This is a genomic window from Ancylobacter oerskovii, from assembly GCF_018390555.1.
GTDB lineage: Bacteria > Pseudomonadota > Alphaproteobacteria > Rhizobiales > Xanthobacteraceae > Ancylobacter > Ancylobacter oerskovii.
Window position 1 is genome coordinate 216,313 of the sequence record NZ_JAHBGB010000023.1, and the last position, 26,465, is coordinate 242,777.

Consider the following 26,465-nt stretch of genomic DNA (forward strand, 5'->3'; position numbering starts at 1 on the left):
GCCCGGTTGCGGTCTCCAGGATCAGGCGGGCTGCGGGGTACGCAGCCGGCTGAACAGGTTGGAGATGAGCGGCCACAGGCCGGCGACGAGGCCGAGGCCCATGATCGAGGACACCAGCGGGTTCGACCAGAAGACGCTGATGGCGCCGCCCGAGGCCAGCAGCGACTGGCGGAAGGCCTCCTCGGCGGCGTCGCCGAGCACGATGGCCAGCACCAGCGGCGCCAGCGGGTAGTTGGTCTTCTTCATCACATAGCCGATGACGCCGAACACCAGCATCATCACCACGTCGAAGACGTTGTTGTTCACCGTGTAGGCACCGATGGCGCAGATCACCAGGATCACCGGAGCGATGATCGAGAAGGGGATGCGCAGGATCGAGGCGAACAGCGGCACCGTGGTGAGCACCAGGATCAGGCCGACGATGTTGCCGAGATACATGGAGGCGATGAGGCCCCACACGAATTCGGCCTGCTCGACGAACAGCATCGGGCCGGGCTGGAGACCCCAGATCAGGAGGCCGCCGAGCAGCACCGCCGCGGTGGGCGAGCCGGGCACGCCCAGCGCCAGCATCGGCAGCATGGCCGAGGTGCCGGCGGCGTGGGCGGCGGTCTCGGGGGCGATGACGCCCTCGATCTCGCCATTGCCGAAGTTCTTGCCGTTCTTCGAGACCCGCTTGGCGATGCCGTAGGCCATGAAGGAGGCCGGGGTGGCGCCCGCCGGGGTGATGCCCATCCAGCAGCCGATGATGCAGGAGCGGATGGAGGTCATCCAGTATTTCGGCAGCGTCTTCCAGGTGTGCCACACGACCTTGGCGTCGATCTTCGCCGCCTTGCCGCGGAATTCGAGGCCTTCTTCCATGGTCAGCAGGATTTCGCCGATGCCGAACAGGCCGATGACCGCGATGAGGAAGTCGAAGCCGTTGAGCAGCTCCTCGAAGCCGAAGGTGAGGCGCAGCTGGCCGGTCACCATGTCGAGGCCGACCGCGGCGAGCGCGAAGCCGATCATCATCGACACGATGGTCTTCGACGGGGCTTCCTTGCTCATGCCGACGAAGGAGGCGAAGGCGAGGAAATACACCGCGAATTTTTCCGCCGGGCCGAAGCGCAGCGCGAACTGGGCGACCAGCGGGGCGATCATGGTGATCATGACGATGGCGACGAAGGCGCCGACGAAGGAGGAGGTGAAGGCGGCGGTGAGCGCCTCGCCTGCCCGTCCCGATCGCGCCATGGGATGGCCGTCGAATGTCGTGGCCACCGACCAGGGTTCGCCGGGGATGTTGAACAGCACCGAGGTGATGGCGCCGCCGAATAGCGCGCCCCAGTAGATGCAGGTCAACAGGATGATCGCCGAGGTCGGCGACATCGAGAAGGTGAGCGGCAGCAGGATGGCGACGCCGTTGGCGCCGCCGAGGCCCGGCAGCACGCCGATGATGACGCCGAGCAGGATGCCGACCGCCATCAGGAGGATGTTGAACGGATCGGCGGCGATGCCGAAGCCGTGGTAGAGATAGGTGAAATTCTCGAGCATGAGCGCTTCCCCTGGGAGGCGGCCCCGCGGCCGGCCTCGTTCAGCTTTTTTGTGACGTCAAAGCCCGAGCATGGCTTCGATGGGCCCCTTGGGCAGGGGAATGAGGAACCAGCGCTCCAGCGTGACGTAGAAGAAGGCCGGGACGCCGAACGCGACGGCGAGGGTGGTCGCCCAGTTGTAGTTGCCGAGCCACTTCATGAAGAGGGCGATGAGCAGCACCGAGGGCAGGTAGATGCCGAGGAACGGCACCAGCGCCACATAGATGGTGGTGGGCACCAGCACCTTGAGCACCTGGTTCAGCTGGCCCCACTCGGTGAACAGCTCGCGGGCATCCTCGCGCAGTCCGCTCACCAGGTTGATCAGGCTGCAGCCGGCGATGATCAGTCCGACATAGAAGGGAAAGAAGCCGGCCTGCGGGCCGTCCGCCCCCCAGCCGAAACCGACGATGTAGCTGCCGTAGACGACGATGAGGCCGAAGGCCAGGGTCAGCAGCGCGACGCCGATCTCGGCACTGCGCTGCGACGGTCCCGTGCCGGCGCCATGGGGTAGTTCGCTCATGTTTTGCTCCGCGATGCTGATCACGATTCGACCGTCCGGCGGGATGTCTCCCGCCGGTGCCGGGTCGGCGCATTCTCGTTTGACGCGATGTTCTCTGCGCCGCCGATGGTCCCGCGCGCGGCGCCGGCGGGCGGCGCTTGCCGGGCGGGGCTGCTGGCGATCGATGCCGGAACCCGTTTTCCCCGGAGGTTGGATCCGCCGGAGCCGTGGTCCCGTCGATGGGCCGCCGGGTCGTCAGGCGGCCCGCGCGCCGGGGCGCGGGCCGTGACGGGTCGGCGTCAGTTGGCGGCGGCGATGAAGCCGGCTTCCTGCATCAGGCCCTTGTGGGTCGCTTCGGCCTTGGTCAGCCAGTCCTTGAACTCGGCGCCGGCCATGAAGGTCTGGTTGAAGGCGCCGTCCTTCATCAGCTGCTTCCACTCGGGGGTCTCGCGGACCTTCTTGAACAGGTCGACGAAATAGGCGACCTGCTCCTCGGAGACGCCCGGCGGCATGAAGATGCCGCGCAGCATCACATATTCCACGTCGAGGCCGGCCGACTTGCAGGTCGGGACCGAGGACCAGGACAGGTCGCCGAGGATCTTGTCGGTGTAGGGCAGCGGCTTGCTGTCGAACACGCAGAGCGGGCGCACCTTGTCGCCGCGCCACTGGGACACCGCCTCGATCGGGTTGTTGACCGTGGAGTTGACGTGGCCGCCGACCAGCTGCACCGCCACCTCGCCGCCGCCCTTGTAGGGGATGTAGGTCATCTTCTTGCCGAGCGCCTTCTCGACGGCGACGGTGATGATCTGGTCTTCCTGCTTGGAGCCGGTGCCGCCCATCTTGAAGGTGCCGTCCGGCGCCGCCTTGATCGCCGCCTCGTATTCCTGCGCGGTCTTGTAGGGCTCCTGGGCGTTCACCCACAGGATGAACTCGTCCAGCGCCAGCATCGCCACCGGCGTCATGTCCTTCCAGTTGAAGGGAATGCCGGTCGCCAGCGGGGTGGTGAACAGGTTGGACAGGGTGATGACGATCTTGTGCGGGTTGGCCTTCGAGTTCTTGACGTCGAGGAAGCCTTCGCCGCCGGCGCCGCCGGACTTGTTGATGACGATCAGCTGGGTCGGCATCAGTTCGTGCTTGGCGATGATGCCCTGGAGCGTGCGGGCCATCTGGTCGGCGCCGCCGCCGGTGCCGGCCGGGACGATGAACTCGACCGGCTTGGTCGGCTTCCACTCCGCCGCCGCCGGCACCATCGACATCGCCGCCAGGCCGAGCGCGGTCAGCGTCCCGAGGCCGAGAGCATGCAAGTTCTTCATTTGGCGTTCCTTCCCACGGGGTTTGGTCTCTTGCCGTTCTGTTTCTGACGGCTTTCTTGTTTGGTAATTTTTACTTGGAGCCGCTCGTCTTCAGGGCGTCGACGACGTTGACGCGAAGTCGAAGCCCATGAGGTGCGGCACAGGGACAGCCGGCTGCTTTGCTTTTGTCTCCGCACCATTCTGTCCTTGGAATAAGTTGTACCAAGATGCCTGTAATGCCAAGAGATAATTCTAATTTCGTGTGGTGCGACGCAAGGTAAGAAGGCATTACATATTTAATATTCAGGCATCTGGTATACCGTTCTTGGTATACGTAATAATTTATATTCCGTTCCGGCATATTCCATTAAGTAACCCATTGCCCGCTCACATATTTCAATTCCCCTGCGGCGTATTCCCCAGCGTTAGGTGTGCCGAGGCCGGTTGTCCGGTGGATTTCGCCGCTTCGCGTCGGGATCGCCCGCTTGTCGCAATCCCGGCCTTGTTTCCGCCCGATTATCGGCGCAATGCCGCCGTTGATGTTGCGGCGCAGCAACTTTTTCCGCGCGCGCCTGGTCATTTCCACGCCGGTTCCGGGACCCGGCTCCTGTCACGGCCCTGCATCCGGCGCGGAGCAGGATGGCGCCCGCCGGCGATGGTGTCGCCGCGCGGAATCGTTTTTGCTACGAGGCGGTGCACGTTCCGGCTGCGCGGCGGCGTGCCGGCGAAGGTTGAGGGAGAGTCCGTTTCATGACCAGTCGCGTTATTCCGGTGGCGCCGTTCGTCATCGCCGTGTTCGGTGCCACCGGCGACCTCTCGCGGCGCAAGCTGCTGCCGGCGCTCTATCATCGCGACATTGACGGGCAGTTGCCGGCCGAGGCCACGATCATCGGCGTGTCGCGGCGCCCGCTGAGCGACGAGGATTTCCGCGCCTTCGCCCTGCAGGCGCTCCACGATCACATCCCGGCCGCCGAGCTGCAGCCGGAGCTGGTGGAGCGTTTCCTCGCCCGCATCAGCTATGTCTCCGCCGATGCCGGGCGCGAGGAGGGCTGGGACAAGCTCGCCGAGCGCATGAAGGCGGCAGGCGAGCGCATCAAGGTCTATTATCTCGCCACGGCGCCGGAGCTGTTCGGGCCGATCTGCGAGAAGCTCGGCAAATACGGCCTCGCCGAGGACGGGCGGGTGGTGATCGAGAAGCCGATCGGCAAGGATCTCGCCTCGGCGCTGGCGCTGAATGCCGAGATCGGCCGCATCTTCCCGGAAGACCGCGTCTACCGCATCGATCACTATCTCGGTAAGGAGACGGTGCAGAACCTGATGGCGCTGCGCTTCGCCAACGCGCTGTTCGAGCCGCTGTGGAACAGCGCCCATATCGACCATGTGCAGATCACCGTCGCCGAGGCGCTCGGCGTCGAGGAGCGCGCCGGCTATTACGACACCGCCGGCGCCATGCGCGACATGGTGCAGAATCACATGCTGCAGCTGTTGTGCCTCGTCGCCATGGAGCCGCCCTCCTCGCTCGACGCCGATGCGGTGCGCGACGAGAAGCTGAAGGTGCTGCGCGCGCTGAAGCCCATAGACGACCAGAACGCCGGCACCCTCACCGTGCGCGGCCAGTACCGCGCCGGCGCCTCGGCGGGCGGCGCGGTGCCGGGCTATCTGGAGGAGCTCGGCTCCTCGCGCAGCCAGACCGAGACCTATGTCGCGCTCAAGGCCGAGGTCGGCAACTGGCGCTGGGCCGGAGTGCCCTTCTATCTGCGCACCGGCAAGCGCCTTGCCTCGCGGGTCTCGGAGATCGTGGTCGAGTTCAAGCCGGTGCCGCATTCGGTGTTCGGCGCCAATGTCGGGCCGATCGAATCCAACCGCCTGGTCATCCGCCTGCAGCCGGACGAGGGCGTGAAGCTGTGGCTGATGATCAAGGATCCCGGCCCCGGCGGCATCCGCCTCACCCATGTGCCGCTGGACATGAGCTTCGCCAAGGCGTTCAAGGTGAGGAACCCGGACGCCTATGAGCGGCTCATCCTCGATGTGGTGCGCGGCAACCAGACGCTGTTCATGCGCCGCGACGAGGTGCAGGCGGCATGGGAGTGGGTGGACCCGATCCTGGACGCCTGGCGCAATGCCAAGGAGCCGCCGCGGCCCTACACCGCCGGCACCTGGGGGCCTTCCGCCTCCATCGCGCTGATCGAGCGCGACGGCCGGACGTGGCTGGAAGACGGCGCGTGAGGCGGCCGCCCGGGAAAGACTGAGCGCGACGCCGCAGAGGATGATGACGTGACCGACACTCCTGCCCTTCGCCTGTTCCCCGACGGGCTCGCCCTCGCCGAGGCGCTGGCCGATTTCGTCGCCGGCAAGCTCGCCGCCCGCGTCGCCCGCGACGGCGGGGCGAGCCTCGCCGTGTCCGGCGGGCGGACGCCGACCCGCTTCTTCGAGGCGCTGTCGCGCCGCGACCTGCCCTGGGCGAAGATCGGCATCACCCTCGTCGACGAGCGTTGGGTGCGCGAGACCTCGGACCGCTCCAATGCCCGGCTGGTGCGCGAGCACCTGCTCAAGGGCCCGGCGGCGGCGGCGCGCTTCGTGCCGCTCGCCAATGACGCGCCGACGCCGGAGGACGGCTTCTTCGCCATCAACGAGGCGCTGGAGGATCTCTACTGGCCGCTGGCCTGCGCGGTGCTCGGCATGGGCGAGGACGGGCACACCGCCTCCTTCTTCCCCGGCGGCGACCGCCTGTCCGAGGCGCTGGACCCGGAGGGCACGCTCGGCCTGCTGCCGATGCGCGCGCCGGGCGCCGGCGAGCCGCGCCTCACCCTCACCCTGCCGGTGCTGCTGGCGGCGGATGGCCTGGCGCTCCATATCGAGGGGGAGGCCAAGCGTCCGGTGCTGCAGGCGGCGCTGGCCGATGGGCCCGTGGAGGAGATGCCGGTACGTGCCGTGCTGCGCGCGGCCCGTGCGCCCGACATCTTCTGGTGTCCCTGACCGCCGTCCGAACCCGTCACGTCCCGAGGAGATCCGCATGGCCGGAACCGTTCAATCGTCCAGCGTGAAGCCCCGCCTCGGCGAGATCACCGAGCGCATCGTCCGCCGCTCGCACGACAGCCGCTCGCGTTATCTCGACCGCATCGCCGCCGCCGCCGAGAAGGGGCCGAGCCGGCAAAAGCTCGGCTGCGCCAACCAGGCGCACGGCTTCGCCGCCTGCGGGCCGGGCGACAAGGCGATGCTGCGCGAGGGCGCCGGCGTCAATCTCGGCATCGTCACGGCCTATAACGACATGCTCTCGGCCCACCAGCCCTATGAGCGCTACCCGGACCTCATCCGCGCCGCGGCGCGGGCGGCGGGCGGCGTCGCGCAGGTGGCCGGCGGCGTGCCGGCGATGTGCGACGGCGTCACCCAGGGCGAGGCCGGCATGGAGCTGTCGCTGTTCTCGCGCGACGTCATCGCGCTGTCGACCGCGGTGGCGCTGTCGCACCAGACCTTCGATTCGTCGGTCTATCTCGGCATCTGCGACAAGATCGTGCCGGGCCTGGTCATCGGCGCGCTGTCCTTCGGCCACCTGCCGGCGGTGTTCATCCCCGCGGGGCCGATGACCTCGGGCCTTTCAAATGACGACAAGGCGAAGATCCGCCAGCTCTTCGCCGAGGGCAAGGTCGGCCGCGACGCGCTGCTCGAGGCCGAGAGCCAAGCCTATCACGGGCCGGGCACCTGCACCTTCTACGGCACCGCCAACACCAACCAGATGATGATGGAGATCATGGGCCTGCATCTGCCCGGCGCCTCCTTCGTCAACCCGAACACCCCGTTGCGCGACGCGCTCACCACCGCCGCCGCCGAGCGGGCGATGGCGATGACGGCGCTGGGCAACGATTATCGCCCGGTCGGGCGCATGCTGGACGAGCGGGCCTTCGTCAACGGCATTGTCGGCCTGCACGCCACCGGCGGCTCCACCAACCACACCATGCATGTGGTGGCGATGGCGGCGGCGGCGGGCATCGTGCTCACCTGGGACGATTTCTCCGAGCTCGCCGACATCACGCCGCTGCTGTGCCGCGTCTATCCCAACGGCAAGGCCGACGTGAACCATTTCCACGCCGCCGGCGGCATGGCCTTCGTCATCCGCGAGCTGCTGTCGGACGGCCTGCTGCATCGGGACGTCGAGACGGTGTGGGGCTCTGGCCTCGATGCCTATACGCTGGAGCCGAAGCTCACCTCCGAGGGCACGCTGGACTGGCGCGACGGCGCGCGGGAAAGCGGCGACGAGAACGTGGTGCGCCCGGCCTCGCGCCCGTTCCAGGCGACCGGCGGGCTCAAGCTGCTCTCCGGCGATCTCGGCCGCGCGGTGATCAAGACCTCGGCCATCGCCGCCGAGCGCCACATCATCGAGGCGCCGGCAAAAGTGTTCCACTCGCAGGAGGAGTTGCAGCGCGCCTTCAAGGCCGGCACGCTCACCGGCGATTTCGTCGCGGTGGTGCGCTATCAGGGCCCGAAGGCCAACGGCATGCCGGAGCTGCACAAGCTGATGCCGCCGCTCGGCGTGCTGCAGGATCGCGGGCAGAAGGTGGCGCTCGTCACCGATGGGCGGCTGTCCGGCGCCTCCGGCAAGGTGCCGGCCGCCATCCACGTCACCCCCGAGGCGGCCGATGGCGGCGCCATCGCGCGGATCCGCGAGGGCGACATCGTGCGCGTCGATGCCGTCGCCGGCACGCTCACCGTGAAGGTCGACCCGGCGGAATGGGCGGCGCGCGAGCCGGCTACCGCCGATCTCGCTCCCAGCCATTGGGGCGTGGGGCGCGAATTGTTCGGCTCGTTCCGGGCGGCGGTGGGCACCGCCGACACCGGCGCCACCATCTTCGCGGTGGCGTGAGCGAGACTAGCTCCGTTCGACGAAGTGTCCTCGATGTCCCTCTCTCCGATGGGGAGAGGGAATCTCTCTACCTGCCACCCCTGTCCGGGAGGGCAGCGGTAGGGGTCGTCGACTGCCTTTCCTTTCCTCTCCCCGTTGGGGAGAGGTGGCCCGGTAGCGGGTCGGTGAGGGGGGACGCGCTCGGGAAGCGTCGAAGACCCCTCACCCCAACCCTCTCCCCGATGGGGAGAGGGAGCAACCTCATGCTACTATGCTTCCTTCGGGAGCCGCCCTCAGTAAAGCGGCCCGATCTTGCCGAGCGGGATCAGACCAAGTGCCACCCGCCCGTCGCGGAACACGAAGGGGAAGGCGCTGGCCTTGGCGCCGTCGAGGGTGGTGGGCATCCCCGCCGCCATCAGCAGCGGCGCCAGCGAGGTGGCCTGTTCCGGCAGCAGGCCGGAGCCGCCCAGCGCCGCCATCAACCCCTGCGGATTGGCGACCGCCAAAGTGAGGGCGCCGTTCGGCCGCCGCTCGGCGTCGAGGCCGACATCGCCGGTGGCGTTCATCACCCCGCCGCCGGCGGAAAGCTTGGCCACCTCGATCTTCACCTTGCCGCCGGCCTGCTGCCACAGCCGCAGGCGCTCGGCCACCGGCATGGCCTGGAAGGGCGGCACCTGCGAGATGGTCGCCTGCAGTTCGGCGTCGGCCGCCGCCTGGGTGCCGCCGCCCAGCGCGCCGCTGCCGGCCGCCTTCAGGCCGATGGCGAGGTCGAGCGTGTTGCCGTCGGCGCCGGGATGGTGGCGGGCATGCAATTCGGCATGGCGGGCGAAGAACAGCGGCCGGCCGCCCTCGGTCAGCACATAGTCGTTGGCGGAGGTCGAGACGCGGTCGACCACGCCGCCGGAACCGACCGCGCTCACCTGCAGCAGCGACCAGTTGGCCTCGATGCTGCGGCCGGCGGCGGCTTCCTTCAGCACCGAGGGACCCTGGAACTCGGCGATGATGTGGCGGGGATTCCAGACCTGCGCCACCGCATGGGCGCGCGCCGCCGACCACTGCCACGGATCCGGGCCGGTGAAGGCGACGCTCGGCTGGGCGCAGATCAGTTCGAAGCGGAAGGGGAAGCCGGTCAGCCGCCGGTCGGCGCAGCTCCATTGCCGGCCGGCCGCCGCCTCATTGGCGATCCAGCTGTCGATTTCCTGCTCGGCGCGGCCGGCGGCGTAGAACCAGGCGGCGGTCCAGCCGATGCCCGCGAGCACGAACAGCGCCAGCGGCAGGACCACCCAGAGCGAGGAGCGGCGACCGGGAGCGGGAGGCGTTCCGTCGGCGGAGGCGGCGGCACGGTCGGGTTCGGTCATCGGTCTGGTCTCCTGCACGGCCCCTGGCACCGCGTGCCCTTTGGCCTGCCATTGCGTCACCGGTGCGGCGGCCGGCACGGGCCGCCGCCCGACCGGATATCGCGTTCCGCCCGCCGCGTTAAGAGCCGAGCGGGGCGGTAGCGCCGTCTCCGGGCGGTTGCCATTCCCCCGGTGATGGCGATACTGGCCCCGTCGCGAGACATGCCGAATGCCGAGGACACGAAGCGGGAGGCCTGGATGGACACGCGCATTTGTCGCCGGATCGGGACCGGGACGATGGTCGTCGCGGCGATCGTCGCGACGATGATGACCGGCCCGGTCCGGGCGCAGACACCCGGTGCCGGCGACGGCACGGGTCCCAATCCGCCGGCTTCCACCCCGCCTGGCAATGCCGCCGGAACCCCGCCCTCGGCTCCGTCCTCCTCCGGCACGGCGCCGAATCAGCTCGGCAACGGGGTGGTGAAGCCGCCGCCGGGCCCGCCGCCGGAGGGAGACGCCACGCAGGCGCCGCTGCCGGATTGCACGCCGCCGAAATGCGGCACGCCGCAGATCATGCAATAGGCCGGCATCCCCGCGCGATCGGGAGCGCCTTGCGAGGAGCCGGCGCCTCCGGGCGACCATGCGAGGCCGACCGTTCAGCCTTCACCGCCCGTGCCGTGCGCCCATCCCGGTTGGCGGCGGCCGGCATCCCGCAGGCCGTCCGCGGGTCCCGCAAGGCCGGCGGAAAGGCCGACGGTTTCTTCTCCCGCATCCCCCGTCGCGGTCCCCGCGCGGCCATCCCCGGGGTTCCGTCCCCGAACGGGTGCGCGCCGTCGATCGGTACTTCCGCGCCGTCGCCGCCGATGCCAGCATCGCGAATCGGCGACGCCCGTGCGGCGCGCCCGGCGTTAGGATCGAGCGGCGTTTGGATCGAGACATGGCATCCCTTCCTTCTTCCGCCCGCGAGGCGGCCACCGATCTCTGGGTGTTCGGCTATGGCTCGTTGATGTGGAATCCCGGCTTCGAGCATGAGGAAAGCGTCCCGGCCCGGCTCATCGGGGCGCATCGCTCGCTCTGCGTGCTGTCGGTGCACTGGCGTGGCACGGCGGAGCGTCCGGGGCTGGTGCTGGGGCTGGACCGGGGCGGCAGCTGCATCGGCCTCGCCTTCCGGGTCGCCGCGGCGCGGGCGGACGCGACGGTCGCCTATCTGCGCGAGCGCGAGCAGGTGACCAACATCTACCGGGAAAGCACCCGCCGGGTGTGGCTGCGCGACGGCAGCGCGCGCAGCGTGCCGGCGCTGGCCTTTCTGGTGGATCGCGGCCATGCGCAATATGCGGGAGCGATGGCGCCGGAGCAGCGGCTGCATCTGGTGCGGCAGGGCCATGGCATTGGCGGGCCGAATGTCGATTATGTCCGCGCCACCGCCCGCCACCTCGCCGAGCTCGGCATTCCCGATGCGGAGCTGGAATGGATGGCCGCCCGGCTGTAGCCGCAGGGTGTAGGGCCAGGTGCGAACCCATGATGATTCCGACCCCTTCGGGTATGCCGCTGCAGAACTGGAAGGAATGGCCGCGGCTGTAACAGCTGGGAAGGACGGGTCGGGCGGCGGACGTCAGATCCTCTCCGAAGCTGCGGCCATCCGTGCCCGCCGGGCATGTCGTCGCAAACTGGAATGGATGGCCGCGCGGTTCTGGCCGCAGGGCCATCGCATGGTTAGGCAGGACGGCGGATGAAGGGTCATCCCCGTACCTGTGGTGTTCCCGCGCGCTGCCGGCATGCCGCTGAAAGGGATGACCGCACGGCTCCAGCCGTAGAGCTGCCGTGACGGCCGGGAAGGATGGCGGACGCGGGGGCAGGTCCGAACCTGCGGTGGTCCCCGCGCCGCCGGGTATCCCGTCGCAGGCTGGAAGGGATGGCCACGGCTATAACGGCCGAAGGGCGATAACGCTTGGGCAGGACGGCGGACGTCAGATCATCTCCCTCCGAATCTGCGGTCATCCGCGTCCCGCTGGGCATGCCGCCGCAAGCTGAAACAGATGACCGCGCGGCTATAGCGCACGAGAGCTGCAACGGCCGAGAAGGGCAGATGCCAATCACGTCCGAACCTGCGGTGGTCCCCGCGCCGCCGGGTATCCCGTCGCAGGCTGGAAGGGATGGCCATGGCTATAACGGCCGAAGGGCGATAACGCCTGGGCAGGGCGGCGGACGTCAGATCATGTCCCTCGGAATCTGCGGTCATCCGCATCCGCGAGCATGCCGCCACAAGCTGAAACAGATGACCGCGCGGCTATAGCGTACGAGAGCCGCAACGGCCGGGAAGGGCGGATGCCAAGTCACGTCCGGACCTGCGGTAGTCTCCACGCCGCCGGGTATCCCGTCGCAGGCTGGTAGGGATGGCTGCGGTTATAAAGGCCGAAGGATCACAACGCGCGGGGAGGACGGCGGCTGCGGGGTCGGGTCTGAACCTGTGGCAGTCAGCGCCCTGCCGGGCATGCCGCGCAAGCTGAAAGGGATGGCCGCGCCGCATGGTTCATCTCACGCGGGCCACCAAGGCACGAATTTCCTCCGTTCGATCCCGCTCTCGGCCGCGCGTCGAATGCAGGAGATTTCCCCTCACACGCCGGATGGAACCGGAGAGAGCGATCGGCCGCCGCGCGTCATTCCTCCGTCGCGCCGCGCCGTGCGATGAAGCCGCTACGGCCCCTCCTCCGGCGATGGGACTGGCGGTGATGGAGAGGCCGGGCTCCCGTCCCACCGTTCAGGGCTTCCCTGTCCGGTAGTCGCCGAAACAGCCCGTGGCGAGCCGGCGCGGGCGCGGTCTCCCGTTGATCCCGCAATCGCGGGAGGGCGTCGCCCGGCCGGGCGGCTGCCGGCGCTCACACCCCAGAGCCAGGGCATCGAGAGCCGCGCGACCGGTGAGCTTCATCGGTCCCGCGCGGTCCCCCCGAGGCTCATTCCGGCGCCAGCGGGCCGCTCTCGGTTTCCGGCGCGATGCGCAGGTGGATCTCGTGGGCGCCGGCGGCGAGCGCGGCGACGCGGGCCCGGGCGCCGGCGGGGCCGCTCCACAGCACCACGCAGCGATCGCCCACGCGGCGCACGGCGAGCGCGATCGCGTCGGGATAGTCCGGCGCGTCCTTCACGGCATAGACGGAGAACACATGGCGCCGCCCATCCGGGCTGCGCCAGAGCCGAAAGCGTCGGGCGAGGGCGCTGTCGGCGACGCTGAGCGGGCCGTCGTCGCGCATCGAATCGCCACTAAGGGAGGGGAGCGTGAGCATCATGAGAACAAAGTTAGAACATTTGTTGCCGGGGTCAATGCGATTCCTTTGGTGAATCCGCATGAATGCTGAAGGTTCCCGTCACAGCTGCGTGAATCGGCGCGCACGCGCGAGGCGCGAGGCCGGCGGGCCATCCGGCCGCTGCTTCGGCGGCGAACCGCGCGCCGCCCCTTGCAACCGCGGCGCGTTCGGACCATACGCTTGGGTCGGGCGCCGCCCGTGCCGGCTGCCTCCCGGTAGCTCAGCAGGATAGAGCACAGGTTTCCTAAACCTGGGGTCAGGGGTTCGATTCCCTTCCGGGAGGCCACCGCCGTCGCAGGCCGTTGAAATGGCTGCTCTATTTCGGAAACATGTCCCGCGTTCCGGCCTCGATGGGGAATGGGAACCCCCCGTTCCGGTCGGCGCTGTCGCGGGAAGGCTTCAGCCGCGCAGCGCCGCGGCGGGCGACTGGCGATAGGCGAGCAGCGCCGGCACCGCCGCCAGCACCGCCGTCGCGCCGGCGAGCACCAGCAGCGGCGTCAGGTCGTCGCGGGTGAACAGCACCGGCAGCGCCACCCCGCTCTGCGCCTCCAGCCGCGCGGCGATGAGCCGCGCCGCGCCATAGCCGAGGCCGACGCCGGCGAGAAGGCCGAGGCCGAGCAGCGCGAAGCCTTCCATCCACACCACGGCGAACACCGCCGGCCGCGGCGCCCCGAAGGCCCGCAGCGCGCCGATCTGCCGCCGGCGCTGGCCGACATGCAGCAGGATCACCAGCAGGATCGCCGCCGCCACCAGCGCCTGCGCGCCGATGGCCACGGCGGAGAGCACGCGGCGCGCATCGCCCAGCGTCGCATAGAGGCGGGTCAGCACCTCGGCGGGAAACAGCGCCAGGGTGGTGTCGGTGCGCCATTCCTGGCGCAGCTTGTAGGCGTCGGCGATGCTGCGCGGCTTCACCACGATGGCCGGCACGCCCGGCGCCCCGGCCGCCGTCACCCGCGCCGGGTCGATGGCGGCCTGCGGGTCCGGCGCCTGTGCGGCCCCGGGCGCCCCGCTCGCGTGCGCCTCGTCCGTGTGCTGCTCGCCCTCGTGCTGCTCGCCCTCGTGCTGCTCGCCCTCATGCGCCTCGTCCTCGTGCGCCTCTAGGCCGTGGGTACGCCACACCGCCTCGACGGGTACCAGCACCGCGCGGTCCCAGGGGGTGCCGGTCGGGGCGAGGCGGCCGACCACCTCATAGGTGGTCTCGCCATGCATGTGGCCGCCGGTCGAGGCCTGGCCGTGCAGCGGATGGAAGCGGTCGCCCGGCCGCAAGGCCACGGCGGCGCCGGCCACCGCCTCGTCGAGGCGGGCGAAGGCGCGCCCGTCGCGCAGGCCGCCGAGGCCGTCGACCAGCGCCTGGGTGGTGCCGACGATGGGATAGTCCTCGACGAAGTCGCCGAAGCCGACCGGCGCCGCCCAGGCGACCCGCGGGTCGGCGGCGAGGGAGGACAGCACCCGGCCCGGCACCAGGCCGAGCGGCGCCGGCTGCAGGAACACCGCCGAGAGCATCAGCTGCGTCTCGCTGCCGGCGGCGCCGACCACCAGCGGGAAGGCCGTCGCCGCGCGGGCGCTGCCGAGCCGGAGCGCGCGCTCCTGCAGCGTCACCGCGACGCCGAGCGCGGCGGCGAAGGCGACGATCAGCACGATGGCGAGCGCGCCGAGCGCGTTGCGTCGCAGGTCCGCGACCACGAGACGGAACATCGGTCAGCCTCCGGTTTCGCGGATGCGCCCGGCCTCGAGCCGGACGACGCGGTCGAGCCGCTCCAGCAGGCGGGGGTCGTGGCTGGCGACGATCAGCGTCGCCTTCGCCTCGGTGGCCAGCTCGAGCAGCAGCGAGGCCACCGTCGCGCCCGCCTCGGCGTCGAGGCTGGCGGTCGGCTCGTCGGCGACGAGGATGCCCGGCCGGGCGATCAGCGCCCGCGCCACCGCCACGCGCTGCTTCTGGCCGCGCGACAGCGTCTCCACCTTCTGGTCGCGCCGCTCGATGCCGACGCGGGCGAGCAGCCGGTCGGCCTCCGCCCCGGCGCCGGCCGGCAGCGACAGGCGCGACAGGCGCAGCGGCAGCAGCACGTTGTCGCGGGCGGAGAGCCCGTCGAAGAGGTGGAAGTCCTGCATCACCAGCCCGACATTGGCGGCCCGCCAGCGGTCGCGGCGGCCTTCGGAGAGGCGGGCGATGTCGGTGCCGTCCCAGGCGAGGCGGCCGCGGCCGGCCCGTTCCAGCCCGGTGACGAGGTTGACCAGCGTGGTCTTGCCGGAGCCGGAGGGGCCGGTGAGCCCGAGGCGGGCGCCGCTCTCCACCGTCAGATGCGCAATGGCGAGGGCGGGCGTCGCGAGACCGGGAAACCGGACCTCCAGGGCCTCGACGGCGAGGGCGGGCATGTCAGGCGCGTCCGAAGCGGGCGCCGACGATGCGCAGCAGGCTGACGAAGCCGGTGTCCGGGTCGGTCCAGGAGCCGACCTCCAGCGTGCCCGTCACCTCGATCAGCGCATTGGCCTGCTCGAAGGTCTGGGCCCGGTCGAGCCTGATCACCACGATGTTGTCCGGCCAGTCGGCATCGGACGAGCAGAACGGGCAGAGCGCCATCGGGATCTCGGTCAGCACGAAGAAGTCGGCCTCGGCCTTCAGCGGCGGCGCCATGAAGCCGCGCATCGCCACGCTCTTGCCGGCGAGCGCCTTGGTCTTGTCGGAGAAGGTCAGGCCGAACACGCCCCGGCTGCCATAAAGCTCCTCGAAGCTCAGGCTGACGGAGGCCCGGGCCGGGCCGGCGGCGAGCAGGCCGAGGGCCGCGCCGGCAAGCAGCTGGCGCCGGGACGGCCGGAGGGCGGGAGGCGGCGCGCGGCGGGTCGGCCTGTGGATCGGCATCGATTCGGCTCCTTGCGGCGGGCACGCGCCGCTGCCGCGGGGGCGCCGGCCGCTGCGGGGGCTGGTTAGCCGCGGCATATGTCATTCAGATGAAGGCGCCGGCGCCGGCCGCACAAGGCTTCGTGAGCCGGAGACGCAGCTGCGTCGGTCGATCCGCGGGAGGGCGACCCGCGCCCCTCTGCGACAATCCACCGCATGCCCCGGTCGCGAAGGGCGAAACGCTCCCCGACACCGGGGCACCTCCGCCACGAAAATCCGTCGGTATCCAAATGGGTTGTGCGGATATGTTGATATCAAATTAGAACAAATTTTGATGCAAAAATACGAAATTAAAACCTGATTTTTATTTTAAATTTCGTTCTTTTTTATTCTCAAACTCTTTCAAAATTTTTCACCGCGGTTAACCCTCACGCAACGCAGTGGATCTCCGCGAAAGATTCCGCTGTCCGGCCTGCGGGGCGTTTCCACGTATTCGATTGATGAAAAGAGAGAATTTTCGATGGCGGTCGAGACTTTCGCTTACACCTACCTGCTCAACAATCAGGAAAAGGTGCAGAACGGCGGTGCCGCGGGGCATGCCGGCAATCCGTATCAGAACACGACCGTGGATTCCGGCGCGGACAACACCGTCACCTCCGGGGAAAACATCACCATCGGTGGATTTTCCAGCGGGACGGCCACTTTTCTCTATGCCAGCGGCGACGGCATGGTCGTGCTGTATAATGGCAGCCGCTATCTGCTCACCGACACCGCCCAGACCGGCAACAGCAAGCCGGTGAACAGCGGCGACAGCTTCGTGGTGTGCTTCCTTGCCGGCACGATGATCGCGACCCCCACGGGGGAGGTGGCGATCGAGACGCTGAAGGCCGGCGATCTCGTGCTCACCGCCGAGGGCGTCGCCCGGCCGGTGCGCTGGCTGGCCCGGCAGACCGTTTCTACCGTGTTCGCCGATCCGCTGCGGGTGATGCCGGTGCGGATCCGCGCCGGCGCGCTAGGCGACAATCTGCCGGTGCGTGATCTCTTCGTCTCGGCCGACCATGCGCTGCAGATCGATGGCGTGCTGGTGCAGGCCGGCGCCCTGGTCAACGATGCCGGCATCCTGCGCCACATCGCCATGCCGAAGACCTTCACCTATTACCATGTGGAGCTGGAGGACCAGTCGCTCATCCTCGCCGAGGGCGTGCCGGCCGAGACCTTCGTCGACAACGTGGCCCGCCAGGCCTTCGACAATTGGGAAGACGCGCCGGAAGCGCCGATCGCCGAGCTGGATCTGCCGCGCGTGAAGTCGGCGCGCCAGCTGCCGCCGCACACGCGCGCGCGCCTTGCCGAGCTGGGCGCCCGGTTCGCCCGCGCGGCCTGATCGCGTCCCCTGCGTGCTTTCGTGCCGGCGACCCCATGCGGCGGCACGTTGGAGAGCGGCGCCCCGGGAGATCACTCCCGGGGCGCCGCTTCCGTCCTGGCGTACCGGACGGTGGAAAAGCCCACCCCCGACCGGGCGCCGATCCGTCATGCCGGGGCATGCGGCGGCATAGGTACTGGACGGTGCCGCCGCCGCCGTTTGTAATCCCTCCAGGGCGCGAACGGAGTGATTGCGATGTCGGACAAGAACTGGGACCGGGTACCGATCGATGCACAGAGCATCGATGCCCCGCTCTCGCGGGCGGCGGTTTTCCTCGTCGTCACCGTCGCGGACGGGGCGGAGGCTCTGGCGACGGTCTGCTCGGTGCTCGACGGGCTGGACGATCTGGTCAAGACCGTCGGATTCCGCGATTTGTCCGGCCGGCTTTCCTGCATCGTCGGGATCGGCTCCGCTCTCTGGGGGCGGCTGGGGCTGGAGACGCGGCCGCAGGAACTGAAGCCGTTCGCGCCGATCGCCGGGCCGGTGCATGCGGCGCCGTCGACGCCGGGCGACCTTCTCTTCCACATCCGTGCCGAGCGCGCCGATCTGTGCTTCGAATTCGAGCGGCTGCTGCTCGCCGCCCTCGGTTCCGGCGTCAGCGTCGTCGACGAGGTGTCGGGCTTCCGCTACTTCGACGCGCGCGACCTGCTCGGCTTCGTCGACGGCACCGCCAACCCGACCGGGCTCGATCTGCCCGCCTCGGCGCTGGTGGGCGGGGAGGATGCCGGCTTCCAGGGCGGCAGCTATGTCGTCGTCCAGAAGTACCTGCACGATCTCGATGCATGGGGGCGGGTGCCGACGCCCGAGCAGGAGGCCATCATCGGCCGCACCAAGAGCGACAATGTCGAGATTGACGACGACGCGGCCCCGCGCAAGTCGCACAAATCGCTGGCCACCATCGTGGACGCGGCGGGCAACGAGCACGACATATTGCGCGACAACATGCCGTTCGGCCGGCCGGGGCACCGGGAGTTCGGCACCTATTTCATCGGCTATTCCCGCCATCTGTGGGTGATCGAGAAGATGCTGCAGCGCATGTATGTCGGCGATCCGCCCGGCGCCTATGACCGGCTGCTGGATTTCTCGACCCCGCACACCGGCACGACCTTCTTCGCCCCGGCCCGCCCGGCGCTGCAGTCCCTGCTTCAGGCGGCGCAGGCAAGGCTCGCGGCGGCGCAGCCGGCGGCCTCCCCGGCCTGAAAGCCACGCCGTCGCCTCCCGCGGGACCGTGCCGGGGGCTCCCCGGGAACGGCGGGTCTCATCCGTCCGGCGGCATGTTCATCCGGCGCCCGGCGTGCATAAATCGAGGCGGGCGGCGGGGCGAATCCGCCGCGCCGATGCCGCGGCGACCTTCCTTGCCGGTCCGTTCAAACGAGAGCGTGAGATGAGCCACCACCAGAAATTCTACATCGACGGCGCCTGGGTCGACCCGGTCGAGCCGCGCCTGCTCGACGTCATCGATCCCTCGACCGAGGAGCCCTATACCCGGATCGCCATCGGCTCGGCGGGCGATGTCGACAAGGCGGTCGCCGCCGCCAAGGCCGCCTTCGCGACCTTCTCGCGGGTGCCGAAGGCAGAGCGGCTGGCGCTGCTCAATCGCATCCTCGCCGCCTATAATGAGCGCTTCGAGGACATCGCCCGCGCGGTGAGCCAGGAAATGGGCGCGCCGCTTTCCTTCGCCCGCGACGCCCAGGCCTGGGCCGGCCGCGCCCATATCGAGGCCACCATCAAGGCCTTCGAGAGCTACGCGTTCACCGAGCATCGCGGCACCACCATGGTGGTGAAGGAGCCGATCGGGGTGTGCGCGCTGATCACCCCGTGGAACTGGCCGCTCAACCAGATCGCCTGCAAGGTGGCCCCCGCCATCGCCGCCGGCTGCACGGTGGTGCTCAAGCCCTCGGAGATCGCGCCGATCAGCGGCATCCTCTTCGCCGAGGTGATGGAGGCGGCGGGCACCCCCAAGGGCGTGTTCAACCTCGTCAACGGCACCGGGCCGGATGTCGGCCAGATCATGGCCGGCCACAAGGACGTCGACATGGTGTCCTTCACCGGCTCGACCCGTGCCGGCATCATCGTCGCCAAGACGGCGGCCGATACGGTGAAGCGGGTGGCGCAGGAACTGGGCGGCAAGTCCGCCAACATCATCCTGCCGGATGCCGACTTCAAGGAAGCGGTGGCGCAGGGCGTGCGGTCCTGCTTCGGCAATTCCGGCCAGTCCTGCGATGCGCCGACCCGCATGCTGGTGCCGGCCGGCCGGCACGACGAGGCGCTCGCCATCGCCAGGGAGGCGGCGGAGGCGCTGACGACCGGCGACCCCAACGCCGAGGGCATCGATCTCGGCCCGGTGGTGAGCGAGATCCAGTACGACAAGATCCAGAGGCTCATCGAGTCGGGGATCGCCGAGGGCGCCACCCTCGTCACCGGCGGCCCCGGCCGGCCGGAAGGGCTCAATCGCGGCTACTACATCCGTCCTACCGTGTTCGGCCACGTCACCCGCGACATGACCGTCGCGCGGGAGGAGATCTTCGGCCCGGTGCTGTCGGTGCTGTCCTATGACAGCGAGGACGAGGCAGTGGAGATCGCCAACGACACGGTGTACGGCCTCGCCGCCTACATCCAGTCGCAGGAGATCGAGCATGCCCGCGCGGTGGCGGCCCGCATGCGCGCCGGCTCGGTTTATCTCAACTACCCGGAATGGGATACCATGGCGCCGTTCGGCGGCTACAAGCAGTCCGGCAACGGCCGCGAATATGCCGATTGGGCGATCCACGATTTCCTGGAGATCAAGGGCATCGTCGGCTGGGGCTGAGCCGTCCTCCGCGCACGCGCGGCGAGGCCGGTCCAGCGGTCCGGGATCGGCCTCACCCTACACCTGACCGGCCTGGCCGGCGAGCCGCGGAACGGCTTGCGGCTGCCCGCCGGCGCGCGGGATCAGCCGGCGCTCCGTCAGCACGGAAAGCGTGTCGGCGAAGCGCCGGCTCCCCGCCTGGTTGGGCTGGATGAGTTCCGCCGCGTCCCGCCGCCCCAGCTGCCGCAGCCAGCCGATCAGCGTGGCATAGCGCGCGGTCTTGTAGCTGGCGACGTCCTGCAGCGCCGCGGCGATGGCGGTGTCGAGCACATGCGGGTCGTCGATCTCGCCGCTGATCTCCTCGACGCCGATGAACAGGCCGTCTATGGCCGGGCACTCCACCGGCTTCGGCGCCCGGTCGAGCAGCCGGAACACCGCCTCCAGCCGGCCGATGCCGGCGAGGTTCGCCGCAACGACCGAATCCAGCTCGCTTTTCAGCTGCAGGTCCGAAGCCTTGGCGATCAGCGTCGGCAACACGCGGGCGCAGCGCCGTTCGGCATAGAGCGCTTCCCCGAGCCCCTGCAGCAGCAGGTCGCCGAGTGACTTGATATCCCGGGACAAGAGGCCCATGGCGTCGTCTCCCTGTCGGGCTTCGCGAGGCGGCCCGTTTCGCGGATTGGTGATGGAGCCAGAACGTCGCGAAAGGCCCCGCGGTTCCACGATTCCGCCGGCTTTCGCATCGCCGGTGGCAGGCCACCGCCCCTCCGGTACTCCCACGCCGCCGCCGTCCTCACCCGGCGGGAAACAGGGTCCCGTAGCGCTCGCGCAAGGCGGCCTTCTGCACCTTGCCCATGGTGTTGCGCGGCAGCTCCTCGACCGTGGCGATGTGCTTGGGCAGCTTGAAGCGCGCCAGCCGGCCGCCGAGCCAGGCGCCGAGCGCGGCCTCGTCGAGCGCGGCATCCGGCCTCGGCACCACCACGGCCACCACCGCCTCGCCGAAATCGGCATGCGGCACGCCGATGACCGCCGATTCCGCCACGCCGGGAAACTGGTCGATCTCCATCTCGATCTCCTTGGGATAGATGTTCAATCCCCCGGAGATGATGAGGTCCTTGCCGCGCCCGACGATGGTCACCCGCCCGTCCGGCGCCATGCTGGCGAGGTCGCCGGTGATGAAGAAGCCGTCCGGCCGGATCTCGGCCGCCGTCTTCTCCGGCATGCGCCAATAGCCGAGGAAACGGTTGGGGCCGTTGGTCGCCAGCATGCCGACCTCGCCGCGCGGGAGCTCCGCGCCATCCTCGCCGACGACGCGCACCGACACGTCCGGCAGCGCATAGCCCACCGAGCCGGGCAGGCGCTCGCCATCATAGGGGTTGGAAGTGATCATGCCGCATTCGGTCATGCCGTAGCGCTCGAGGATGGCGTGGCCGGTCGCGGCCTCGAACCGGCGATGGGTCTCGGCCAGCAGCGGCGCCGATCCGGCGATGAACAGCCGCATGCCGGCGCAGAGCTGGCGGGTGAAGCCGGGATGAGCGAGCAGGCGGGTATAGAAGGTCGGCACCCCCATCATCACCGTCGCGGCGGGCAGCTGGGCGATCACCGCGTCGGCGTCGAACTTCGGCAGCCAGATGGTCGGCGAGCCGTTGAGCAGCGCGGTGTTGAGCGCCACGAACAGGCCATGGACATGGAAGATCGGCAGGGCGTGCAGCATCACGTCGCCCGGCTGGAAAGCCCAGATCTCCCTCAGCGCCTCGGCATTGGAGGCCAGGTTGCGATGGGTGATCATCGCCCCCTTCGAACGCCCGGTGGTGCCGGAGGTGTAGAGCAGCGCCGCGAGGTCGTCGGGCGCACAGACGGCGGTGGGCGTCTCTCCCGGCAGGTCGGCCGCAAGGTCGGCCAGCGAGCCCTTCCCCTCGGCATCGAGCGTCTCGACATGGCGCACGCCGCGGGCGGCGGCGATCGGGCGCAGCGTGTCGGCCCGGCGCGGATCGGCCACCAGCAGGACAGGCTCGGCGTCGCCGAGGAAATAGTCGAGCTCGGCGGCGGTATAGGCGGTGTTGAGCGGCTGGTAGACCGCGCCGACCTTCAGCGTGGCGAGATAGAGCGCGACATTGCCGAGCGACTTTTCCACCTGCACCGTGACGCGATCCCCGCGTCCGACGCCGTGCTGGGTCAAGGCATCGGCATAGCGGCCGACCAGGGCGAGCAGCTCGGCATAGTCGAGGGTGGATCCGTCCGGCTGCGAGAAGGCCACGGTGTGCGCGGCGCGCCGGGCGCTCGTCTCGATGGCCGCATAGAGGTTGGCGTTGGCGCTCACGGCCTTGTCCTTTCTTGCTTTTGCCGGCAGGGAAGCGACGCTTCCACGCTCGGGGGCGCTGCCTATCACATCTCGCCTGACGCAGCGAGCGACGCCGCGGGCGGCCCGCCGCCCGGCGTTTCGCACGGCTTATATAACGTATAATTTTTGTGATTAAAAATATTCCATTGAACCTCTGTGTAAGATATAGACCGACAACATGAAAGCAGCGGATTTTTCTTCGAACGGAGAATTTCTTTCTCGTCTCGCGCAGCTGGCGCTTGAGGCGGGGCGGGTGATTCTCGACGTCTACGCGACGGAATTCGCCGTTTCCAGCAAGGCCGACAACTCGCCGGTGACCGAGGCCGACCAGCGCGCCGAGGCGGTGATCCTTGCCGGCCTCAAGGCTCTCGCGCCGGAAATTCCCGTCATTGCCGAGGAGGAATGCGCCGCCGGCCGGATGCCGGAGACCGGCGCACGCTTCTTTCTGGTCGATCCGCTCGACGGCACCCGTGAGTTTCTCGCCCGCAACGGCGAGTTCACCGTCAATATCGCGTTGATCGAGGCCGGCGTGCCGATCGTCGGGGTGGTGCATGCCCCGGCGCTCGGCGTGCTCTATGCCGGCCGGCCGGGCCACGCCTTCAAGGCGAAGGTGGAAGGCGAGGCGCTCGGCGACGAAATCGCCATTGCGGTGAGTTCCGCGCCGCCGCATCCGCGAGTGGTGGGCAGCCGGTCGCACGGTTCGCCGCAGACGGCGGAGTGGCTGCGGCGCTTTCCCGGGCACAGCTTCGTTTCGGCGGGATCGTCGCTGAAGTTCTGTCTGTTGGCCGAGGGGGCGGCGGATCTCTATCCGCGCCACGGCCGCACCATGGAATGGGACACCGCGGCGGGAGATGCCGTGCTGCGGGCGGCCGGCGGTGGCGTGGTGACGCTCGACGGCGCGCCGCTGCTCTATGGCAAGCGCCGGCAGGCCGCCGATTCCGATTTCGCCAATCCCTTCTTCGTCGCCTATGGCGATCCGGCGCTTGCGGCGAGCATCGCCCGGTTGCCGGACGCGGCGGCGTCATGAATTCGGCGGCGTCCGGCCGGCCCCGGCGGGGCTGCGGACACGCATCTTGAAAGGACAGTGTCGTGTCGTCAGATCGCATGACCCATTTGCGGCGCCTCGAGGCGGAATCCATCCACATCATCCGCGAGGTGGCGGCCGAGTTCAAAAAGCCGGTGATGCTCTATTCCATCGGCAAGGATTCGGCGGTGATGCTGCATCTGGCGGTGAAGGCGTTCTACCCGTCCCGGCCGCCCTTTCCGCTGATGCACATCGACACGACGTGGAAGTTCCGCGAGATGATCGCCTTCCGCGACCGGATGGCGAAGGAGCTCGGCTTCGACCTGATCGTCCACACCAATCAGGCCGGCATCGAGGAGGGCATCAATCCCTTCGATCACGGCTCCTCTTTCTATACCAACGTGATGAAGACCGAGGCGCTGAAGGAAGCGCTGACGCACTACGGCTTCGACGCCGCCTTTGGCGGGGCGCGGCGCGACGAGGAGAAGAGCCGCGCCAAGGAGCGCATCTTCTCCTTCCGCACCGAGACCCATGCCTGGGACCCCAAGAGCCAGCGCCCGGAGCTGTGGAACCTCTACAATACAAGGGTGCGGCCGGGAGAATCGATCCGGGTCTTCCCGCTGTCGAACTGGACCGAGCTCGACATCTGGCAATACATCCTCGCCGAGCGCATCCCCATCGTGCCGCTGTACTTTGCCGCCCGCCGGCCGGTGGTGTGGCGCGACGGCCAGATGATCATGGTCGACGACGAGCGCCTGCCGCTCCGGCCCGGCGAGACGCCGGAGGAGCGCATGGTGCGCTTCCGCACGCTGGGCTGCTACCCGCTGACCGCCGCCATCGACAGCGACGCGACCACGCTCGAGGACATCGTGCGGGAGATGCTGATCGCCCGCACCTCCGAGCGGGCCGGCCGCCTCATCGATCACGACGAGGCCGCGTCGATGGAAAAGAAGAAGCGCGAAGGATATTTCTGAGATGAGCGCCGTTGCCGAGGCGAATAGCGTCGCCGATTACCTCACCGCGCAGGAAAACAAGAGCCTGCTGCGCTTCCTCACCTGCGGCAGCGTCGACGACGGCAAGTCGACGCTGATCGGCCGGCTGCTCTACGACACCAAGCTGCTGTTCGAGGACCAGCTCGCGACGCTGTCGAGCGATTCCCGCAAGCACGGCACCACCGGCGACGATCTCGACTTCGCGCTGCTGGTGGACGGGCTGGCCGCCGAGCGCGAGCAGGGCATCACCATCGACGTCGCCTATCGCTTCTTCGCCACCGACAAGCGCAAGTTCATCGTCGCCGATACGCCCGGCCACGAGCAATACACCCGCAACATGGCGACGGGGGCCTCGAATTCCGACCTGGCGGTGATCCTGGTCGATGCCCGGCAGGGCATCCTCACCCAGACGCGGCGCCATTCCTTCATCGTGTCGCTGCTCGGCATCCGCCATGTGGTGCTGGCGGTGAACAAGATCGACCTGGTGGATTTCTCGCAGGGCGTGTTCGACGAGATCGTCGCCGCCTATCGGGAGTTCTCGGCCGGTTTCGGCTTCGAGACCCTCGTCGCGGTGCCGCTCTCGGCCCGCTATGGCGACAACATGCTGGAGCGCAGCCCGCGCACGCCCTGGTATGACGGGCCGACGCTGGTCGAGCATCTGGAAAGCGTGCCGGTGGCCGACGACGCGCTGGCACGGCCGTTCCGCATGCCCGTGCAATGGGTGAACCGGCCCAATCTCGACTTCCGCGGCTTCTCCGGCACGGTGGCGAGCGGTGTGGTGAGGCCGGGCGATGCCATCGTGGTGGCGGGCTCCGGGCGTACCAGCAAGGTGAAGGCGATCGTCACCAGGGACGGGTCGCTGCCTCGCGCCGAGGCCGGCGAGGCGGTGACGCTCACGCTGGAAGACGAGGTCGACATTTCGCGCGGCGACATCATCGCCGCGGCGACGGCGCGCCCGGAAGTGTCCGACCAGTTCGCCGCGCATCTCATCTGGATGCATGACGACGCCCTGCTGCCCGGCCGGCCCTATCTGATCAAGATCGGCACCCGGACGGTGAGCGCCAGCGTCACCGAGATCAAGCACAAGGTGGACGTCAACAGCTTCCAGAAGCTGGCGGCCAAGCAACTGGCGCTCAACGAGGTGGGGGTGGTCAATCTCGCCACCCAGCAGCCCATCGCCTTCGATCCCTTCGCGGATGTGCCGCAGACCGGGGCCTTCATCGTCATCGACCGGATGAGCAATCTCACCGTCGGCGCCGGGATGATCGATTTCGGGCTCCGGCGGGCGACCAACGTGCACTGGCAGGCGCTGGAGATCTCCAAGGCCTCGCGGGCGGCGATGAAGCACCAGAAGCCGGTGGTGCTGTGGTTCACCGGCCTGTCGGGTTCCGGCAAGTCGACCGTGGCCAATCTGGTCGAGAAGAAGCTCAATGCGCTGGGCCGCCATACCTACCTGCTCGACGGCGACAATGTCCGGCACGGGCTGAACAGGGATCTCGGCTTCACCGCGGCGGACCGGGTGGAGAACATCCGCCGCGTCGGCGAGACCGCGAAGCTGTTCGTGGATGCCGGCCTGATCGTGCTGACCTCGTTCATCTCGCCGTTCCGGGCCGAGCGGCAGATGGCGCGCGAGATCCTGGAGCCCGGCGAGTTCGTGGAGATCTTCGTCGACACGCCGCTCGAGGTGGCCGAGCGGCGCGATCCGAAGGGGCTTTATGCTCGGGCCAGGCGCGGCGAGATCAAGAACTTCACCGGGATCGACAGCCCGTATGAGGCGCCGGCGGAGCCCGAGATCCACCTGGCGGCGGGAGAGCGTTCGCCGGAGGCGCTGGCCGACGACATCGTCGCCTATCTGGGCGCTCACGGCTATCTGCTCTGATTTTCCACCGGCGGGAAAGCCTTGTGGCACAAGGCCGGACCGGCCTTTGATGTCGGTCTGGCGACAGGGAGATGTCGATTTTTCGAAATCCTCCCGAAATCGATGTTGACACCCTCGGGGGCCCCCTCTATAACCCCGCTCATCGACGGGGCGCGCCGCTGACGCGGTGCTGACGCTCCTCCGGTTGTTCCCGACAGAGACGAGGTCTTCGGACCGGCGGTCGCCGGCGGGAAAACTGTCGACGGTCTAAGGGTGTGAGCCCTTAGGTTGAGGGGTTCGGGTTCGAGCGGTTGTTTCGAATTCGGGCTTGACGGCCGAAAGGCCGGCGAATATAGAGCCGCTCCCGCCGACGAGCAAGT

At 68.8% G+C, this 26,465-nt stretch carries 21 protein-coding genes and 1 tRNA gene; 12 read left to right on the forward strand and 10 right to left on the reverse strand.

What is annotated here, in order from left to right:
• Nucleotides 1-21: 21 nt before the first annotated feature.
• The 3 genes from KHC19_RS11725 to KHC19_RS11735 form a co-directional block, all read right to left on the reverse strand.
• Entirely contained in the window at nt 22-1,527 is a 1,506-nt protein-coding gene (locus KHC19_RS11725; RefSeq protein WP_213352523.1) for a tripartite tricarboxylate transporter permease, read from the reverse strand.
• Between the two features lie 57 nt (nt 1,528-1,584).
• Nucleotides 1,585-2,085 (reverse strand): tripartite tricarboxylate transporter TctB family protein, encoded by a 501-nt coding sequence (locus tag KHC19_RS11730; RefSeq protein WP_213352524.1) that lies wholly within the window; start codon nt 2,083-2,085, stop codon nt 1,585-1,587.
• 278 nt (nt 2,086-2,363) lie between these two features.
• A complete protein-coding gene (locus KHC19_RS11735; protein WP_213352525.1) occupies nt 2,364-3,377 on the reverse strand; it encodes a Bug family tripartite tricarboxylate transporter substrate binding protein in 1,014 nt (337 codons plus the stop codon).
• A gap of 729 nt (nt 3,378-4,106) precedes the next feature.
• Between KHC19_RS11735 and zwf the strand changes: the two genes are divergently transcribed.
• Genes zwf through edd form a run of 3 tightly spaced genes read left to right on the forward strand, consistent with a single transcriptional unit; the run spans nt 4,107 to nt 8,214 of the window.
• Nucleotides 4,107-5,582: a glucose-6-phosphate dehydrogenase gene (zwf, locus tag KHC19_RS11740; RefSeq protein WP_213352526.1), complete on the forward strand. Its 1,476-nt coding sequence runs from the start codon at nt 4,107-4,109 to the stop codon at nt 5,580-5,582.
• Between the two features lie 48 nt (nt 5,583-5,630).
• Nucleotides 5,631-6,332, forward strand: coding sequence for a 6-phosphogluconolactonase (gene pgl / locus KHC19_RS11745; protein ID WP_213352527.1), 702 nt, complete (start codon nt 5,631-5,633; stop codon nt 6,330-6,332).
• A 37-nt stretch (nt 6,333-6,369) separates the two neighbouring features.
• A complete protein-coding gene (gene edd, locus KHC19_RS11750; RefSeq protein WP_213352528.1) occupies nt 6,370-8,214 on the forward strand; it encodes a phosphogluconate dehydratase in 1,845 nt (614 codons plus the stop codon).
• 272 nt (nt 8,215-8,486) lie between these two features.
• Here the strand turns inward: edd and KHC19_RS11755 are convergent, their stop codons facing one another.
• A complete protein-coding gene (locus tag KHC19_RS11755; RefSeq protein ID WP_213352529.1) occupies nt 8,487-9,551 on the reverse strand; it encodes a DUF2125 domain-containing protein in 1,065 nt (354 codons plus the stop codon).
• A 237-nt stretch (nt 9,552-9,788) separates the two neighbouring features.
• Here KHC19_RS11755 and KHC19_RS11760 point away from each other — a divergent pair, with 237 nt between their 5' ends.
• Both KHC19_RS11760 and KHC19_RS11765 read left to right on the forward strand, forming a co-directional pair.
• Nucleotides 9,789-10,112, forward strand: a complete 324-nt coding sequence (locus KHC19_RS11760) for a hypothetical protein (protein WP_213352530.1) — start codon at nt 9,789-9,791, stop codon at nt 10,110-10,112.
• 355 nt (nt 10,113-10,467) lie between these two features.
• Nucleotides 10,468-11,019, forward strand: coding sequence for a gamma-glutamylcyclotransferase (locus KHC19_RS11765; protein ID WP_213352531.1), 552 nt, complete (start codon nt 10,468-10,470; stop codon nt 11,017-11,019).
• A gap of 1,462 nt (nt 11,020-12,481) precedes the next feature.
• On the opposite strand, the gene KHC19_RS11770 is transcribed toward KHC19_RS11765, so the two are convergent.
• Nucleotides 12,482-12,775: a hypothetical protein gene (locus KHC19_RS11770; protein ID WP_246548715.1), complete on the reverse strand. Its 294-nt coding sequence runs from the start codon at nt 12,773-12,775 to the stop codon at nt 12,482-12,484.
• Nucleotides 12,776-13,038: 263 nt separating this feature from the next.
• Here KHC19_RS11770 and KHC19_RS11775 point away from each other — a divergent pair.
• Nucleotides 13,039-13,115, forward strand: a tRNA-Arg gene (locus KHC19_RS11775).
• A gap of 113 nt (nt 13,116-13,228) precedes the next feature.
• On the opposite strand, the gene KHC19_RS11780 is transcribed toward KHC19_RS11775, so the two are convergent.
• From KHC19_RS11780 to KHC19_RS11790, 3 genes are read right to left on the reverse strand one after another with little or no spacing between them, the layout of a single operon-like run.
• Nucleotides 13,229-14,524, reverse strand: coding sequence for an ABC transporter permease (locus KHC19_RS11780; RefSeq protein WP_213352532.1), 1,296 nt, complete (start codon nt 14,522-14,524; stop codon nt 13,229-13,231).
• 3 nt (nt 14,525-14,527) lie between these two features.
• Complete coding sequence (locus tag KHC19_RS11785; protein WP_213352533.1) at nt 14,528-15,202, reverse strand: ABC transporter ATP-binding protein; 675 nt, start codon at nt 15,200-15,202, stop codon at nt 14,528-14,530.
• Nucleotide 15,203: 1 nt separating this feature from the next.
• Nucleotides 15,204-15,686: a hypothetical protein gene (locus KHC19_RS11790; protein WP_213352534.1), complete on the reverse strand. Its 483-nt coding sequence runs from the start codon at nt 15,684-15,686 to the stop codon at nt 15,204-15,206.
• A 499-nt stretch (nt 15,687-16,185) separates the two neighbouring features.
• On the opposite strand from KHC19_RS11790, the gene KHC19_RS11795 reads away from it, so the two are divergent.
• The 3 genes from KHC19_RS11795 (at nt 16,186) to KHC19_RS11805 (ending at nt 19,894) form a co-directional block, all read left to right on the forward strand.
• Nucleotides 16,186-17,046: a Hint domain-containing protein gene (locus tag KHC19_RS11795; protein ID WP_213352535.1), complete on the forward strand. Its 861-nt coding sequence runs from the start codon at nt 16,186-16,188 to the stop codon at nt 17,044-17,046.
• Between the two features lie 234 nt (nt 17,047-17,280).
• A complete protein-coding gene (locus KHC19_RS11800; RefSeq protein WP_213352536.1) occupies nt 17,281-18,285 on the forward strand; it encodes a Dyp-type peroxidase in 1,005 nt (334 codons plus the stop codon).
• A 184-nt stretch (nt 18,286-18,469) separates the two neighbouring features.
• A complete protein-coding gene (locus KHC19_RS11805; protein ID WP_213352537.1) occupies nt 18,470-19,894 on the forward strand; it encodes an aldehyde dehydrogenase family protein in 1,425 nt (474 codons plus the stop codon).
• Nucleotides 19,895-19,951: 57 nt separating this feature from the next.
• Here KHC19_RS11805 and KHC19_RS11810 read toward each other — a convergent pair whose 3' ends face one another.
• Together KHC19_RS11810 and KHC19_RS11815 are read right to left on the reverse strand one after the other, a co-directional pair.
• A complete protein-coding gene (locus KHC19_RS11810) occupies nt 19,952-20,503 on the reverse strand; it encodes a YciE/YciF ferroxidase family protein (protein ID WP_213352538.1) in 552 nt (183 codons plus the stop codon).
• A 160-nt stretch (nt 20,504-20,663) separates the two neighbouring features.
• Entirely contained in the window at nt 20,664-22,190 is a 1,527-nt protein-coding gene (locus KHC19_RS11815; RefSeq protein ID WP_213352539.1) for a malonate--CoA ligase, read from the reverse strand.
• 199 nt (nt 22,191-22,389) lie between these two features.
• On the opposite strand from KHC19_RS11815, the gene cysQ reads away from it, so the two are divergent.
• The 3 genes from cysQ to cysN all read left to right on the forward strand — a co-directional run bounded on the left by cysQ (nt 22,390) and on the right by cysN (nt 26,106).
• On the forward strand, nt 22,390-23,238 hold the full coding sequence (gene cysQ, locus KHC19_RS11820) for a 3'(2'),5'-bisphosphate nucleotidase CysQ (protein WP_213352540.1): 849 nt from the start codon (nt 22,390-22,392) through the stop codon (nt 23,236-23,238).
• Between the two features lie 77 nt (nt 23,239-23,315).
• Nucleotides 23,316-24,209 (forward strand): sulfate adenylyltransferase subunit CysD, encoded by an 894-nt coding sequence (gene cysD, locus KHC19_RS11825; RefSeq protein ID WP_213352571.1) that lies wholly within the window; start codon nt 23,316-23,318, stop codon nt 24,207-24,209.
• A gap of 1 nt (nt 24,210) precedes the next feature.
• Nucleotides 24,211-26,106 (forward strand): sulfate adenylyltransferase subunit CysN, encoded by a 1,896-nt coding sequence (gene cysN, locus KHC19_RS11830; RefSeq protein ID WP_213352541.1) that lies wholly within the window; start codon nt 24,211-24,213, stop codon nt 26,104-26,106.
• Nucleotides 26,107-26,465: the final 359 nt, after the last annotated feature.

Bases quoted from the DNA above. Each gene is read 5' to 3' on its own strand.
- KHC19_RS11805 (WP_213352537.1), top strand. From the start codon at position 18,470: ATGAGCCACCACCAGAAATTCTACATCGACGGCGCCTGGGTCGACCCG.
- KHC19_RS11735 (WP_213352525.1), bottom strand. From the start codon at position 3,377: ATGAAGAACTTGCATGCTCTCGGCCTCGGGACGCTGACCGCGCTCGGC.
- KHC19_RS11730 (WP_213352524.1), bottom strand. From the start codon at position 2,085: ATGAGCGAACTACCCCATGGCGCCGGCACGGGACCGTCGCAGCGCAGT.
- cysN (WP_213352541.1), top strand. From the start codon at position 24,211: ATGAGCGCCGTTGCCGAGGCGAATAGCGTCGCCGATTACCTCACCGCG.
- zwf (WP_213352526.1), top strand. From the start codon at position 4,107: ATGACCAGTCGCGTTATTCCGGTGGCGCCGTTCGTCATCGCCGTGTTC.
- edd (WP_213352528.1), top strand. From the start codon at position 6,370: ATGGCCGGAACCGTTCAATCGTCCAGCGTGAAGCCCCGCCTCGGCGAG.
- KHC19_RS11725 (WP_213352523.1), bottom strand. From the start codon at position 1,527: ATGCTCGAGAATTTCACCTATCTCTACCACGGCTTCGGCATCGCCGCC.
- KHC19_RS11800 (WP_213352536.1), top strand. From the start codon at position 17,281: ATGTCGGACAAGAACTGGGACCGGGTACCGATCGATGCACAGAGCATC.
- KHC19_RS11780 (WP_213352532.1), bottom strand. From the start codon at position 14,524: ATGTTCCGTCTCGTGGTCGCGGACCTGCGACGCAACGCGCTCGGCGCG.
- cysQ (WP_213352540.1), top strand. From the start codon at position 22,390: ATGAAAGCAGCGGATTTTTCTTCGAACGGAGAATTTCTTTCTCGTCTC.
- KHC19_RS11755 (WP_213352529.1), bottom strand. From the start codon at position 9,551: ATGACCGAACCCGACCGTGCCGCCGCCTCCGCCGACGGAACGCCTCCC.
- KHC19_RS11810 (WP_213352538.1), bottom strand. From the start codon at position 20,503: ATGGGCCTCTTGTCCCGGGATATCAAGTCACTCGGCGACCTGCTGCTG.
- KHC19_RS11790 (WP_213352534.1), bottom strand. From the start codon at position 15,686: ATGCCGATCCACAGGCCGACCCGCCGCGCGCCGCCTCCCGCCCTCCGG.
- KHC19_RS11765 (WP_213352531.1), top strand. From the start codon at position 10,468: ATGGCATCCCTTCCTTCTTCCGCCCGCGAGGCGGCCACCGATCTCTGG.
- KHC19_RS11760 (WP_213352530.1), top strand. From the start codon at position 9,789: ATGGACACGCGCATTTGTCGCCGGATCGGGACCGGGACGATGGTCGTC.
- KHC19_RS11795 (WP_213352535.1), top strand. From the start codon at position 16,186: ATGGCGGTCGAGACTTTCGCTTACACCTACCTGCTCAACAATCAGGAA.
- KHC19_RS11770 (WP_246548715.1), bottom strand. From the start codon at position 12,775: ATGCGCGACGACGGCCCGCTCAGCGTCGCCGACAGCGCCCTCGCCCGA.
- cysD (WP_213352571.1), top strand. From the start codon at position 23,316: ATGACCCATTTGCGGCGCCTCGAGGCGGAATCCATCCACATCATCCGC.
- KHC19_RS11785 (WP_213352533.1), bottom strand. From the start codon at position 15,202: ATGCCCGCCCTCGCCGTCGAGGCCCTGGAGGTCCGGTTTCCCGGTCTC.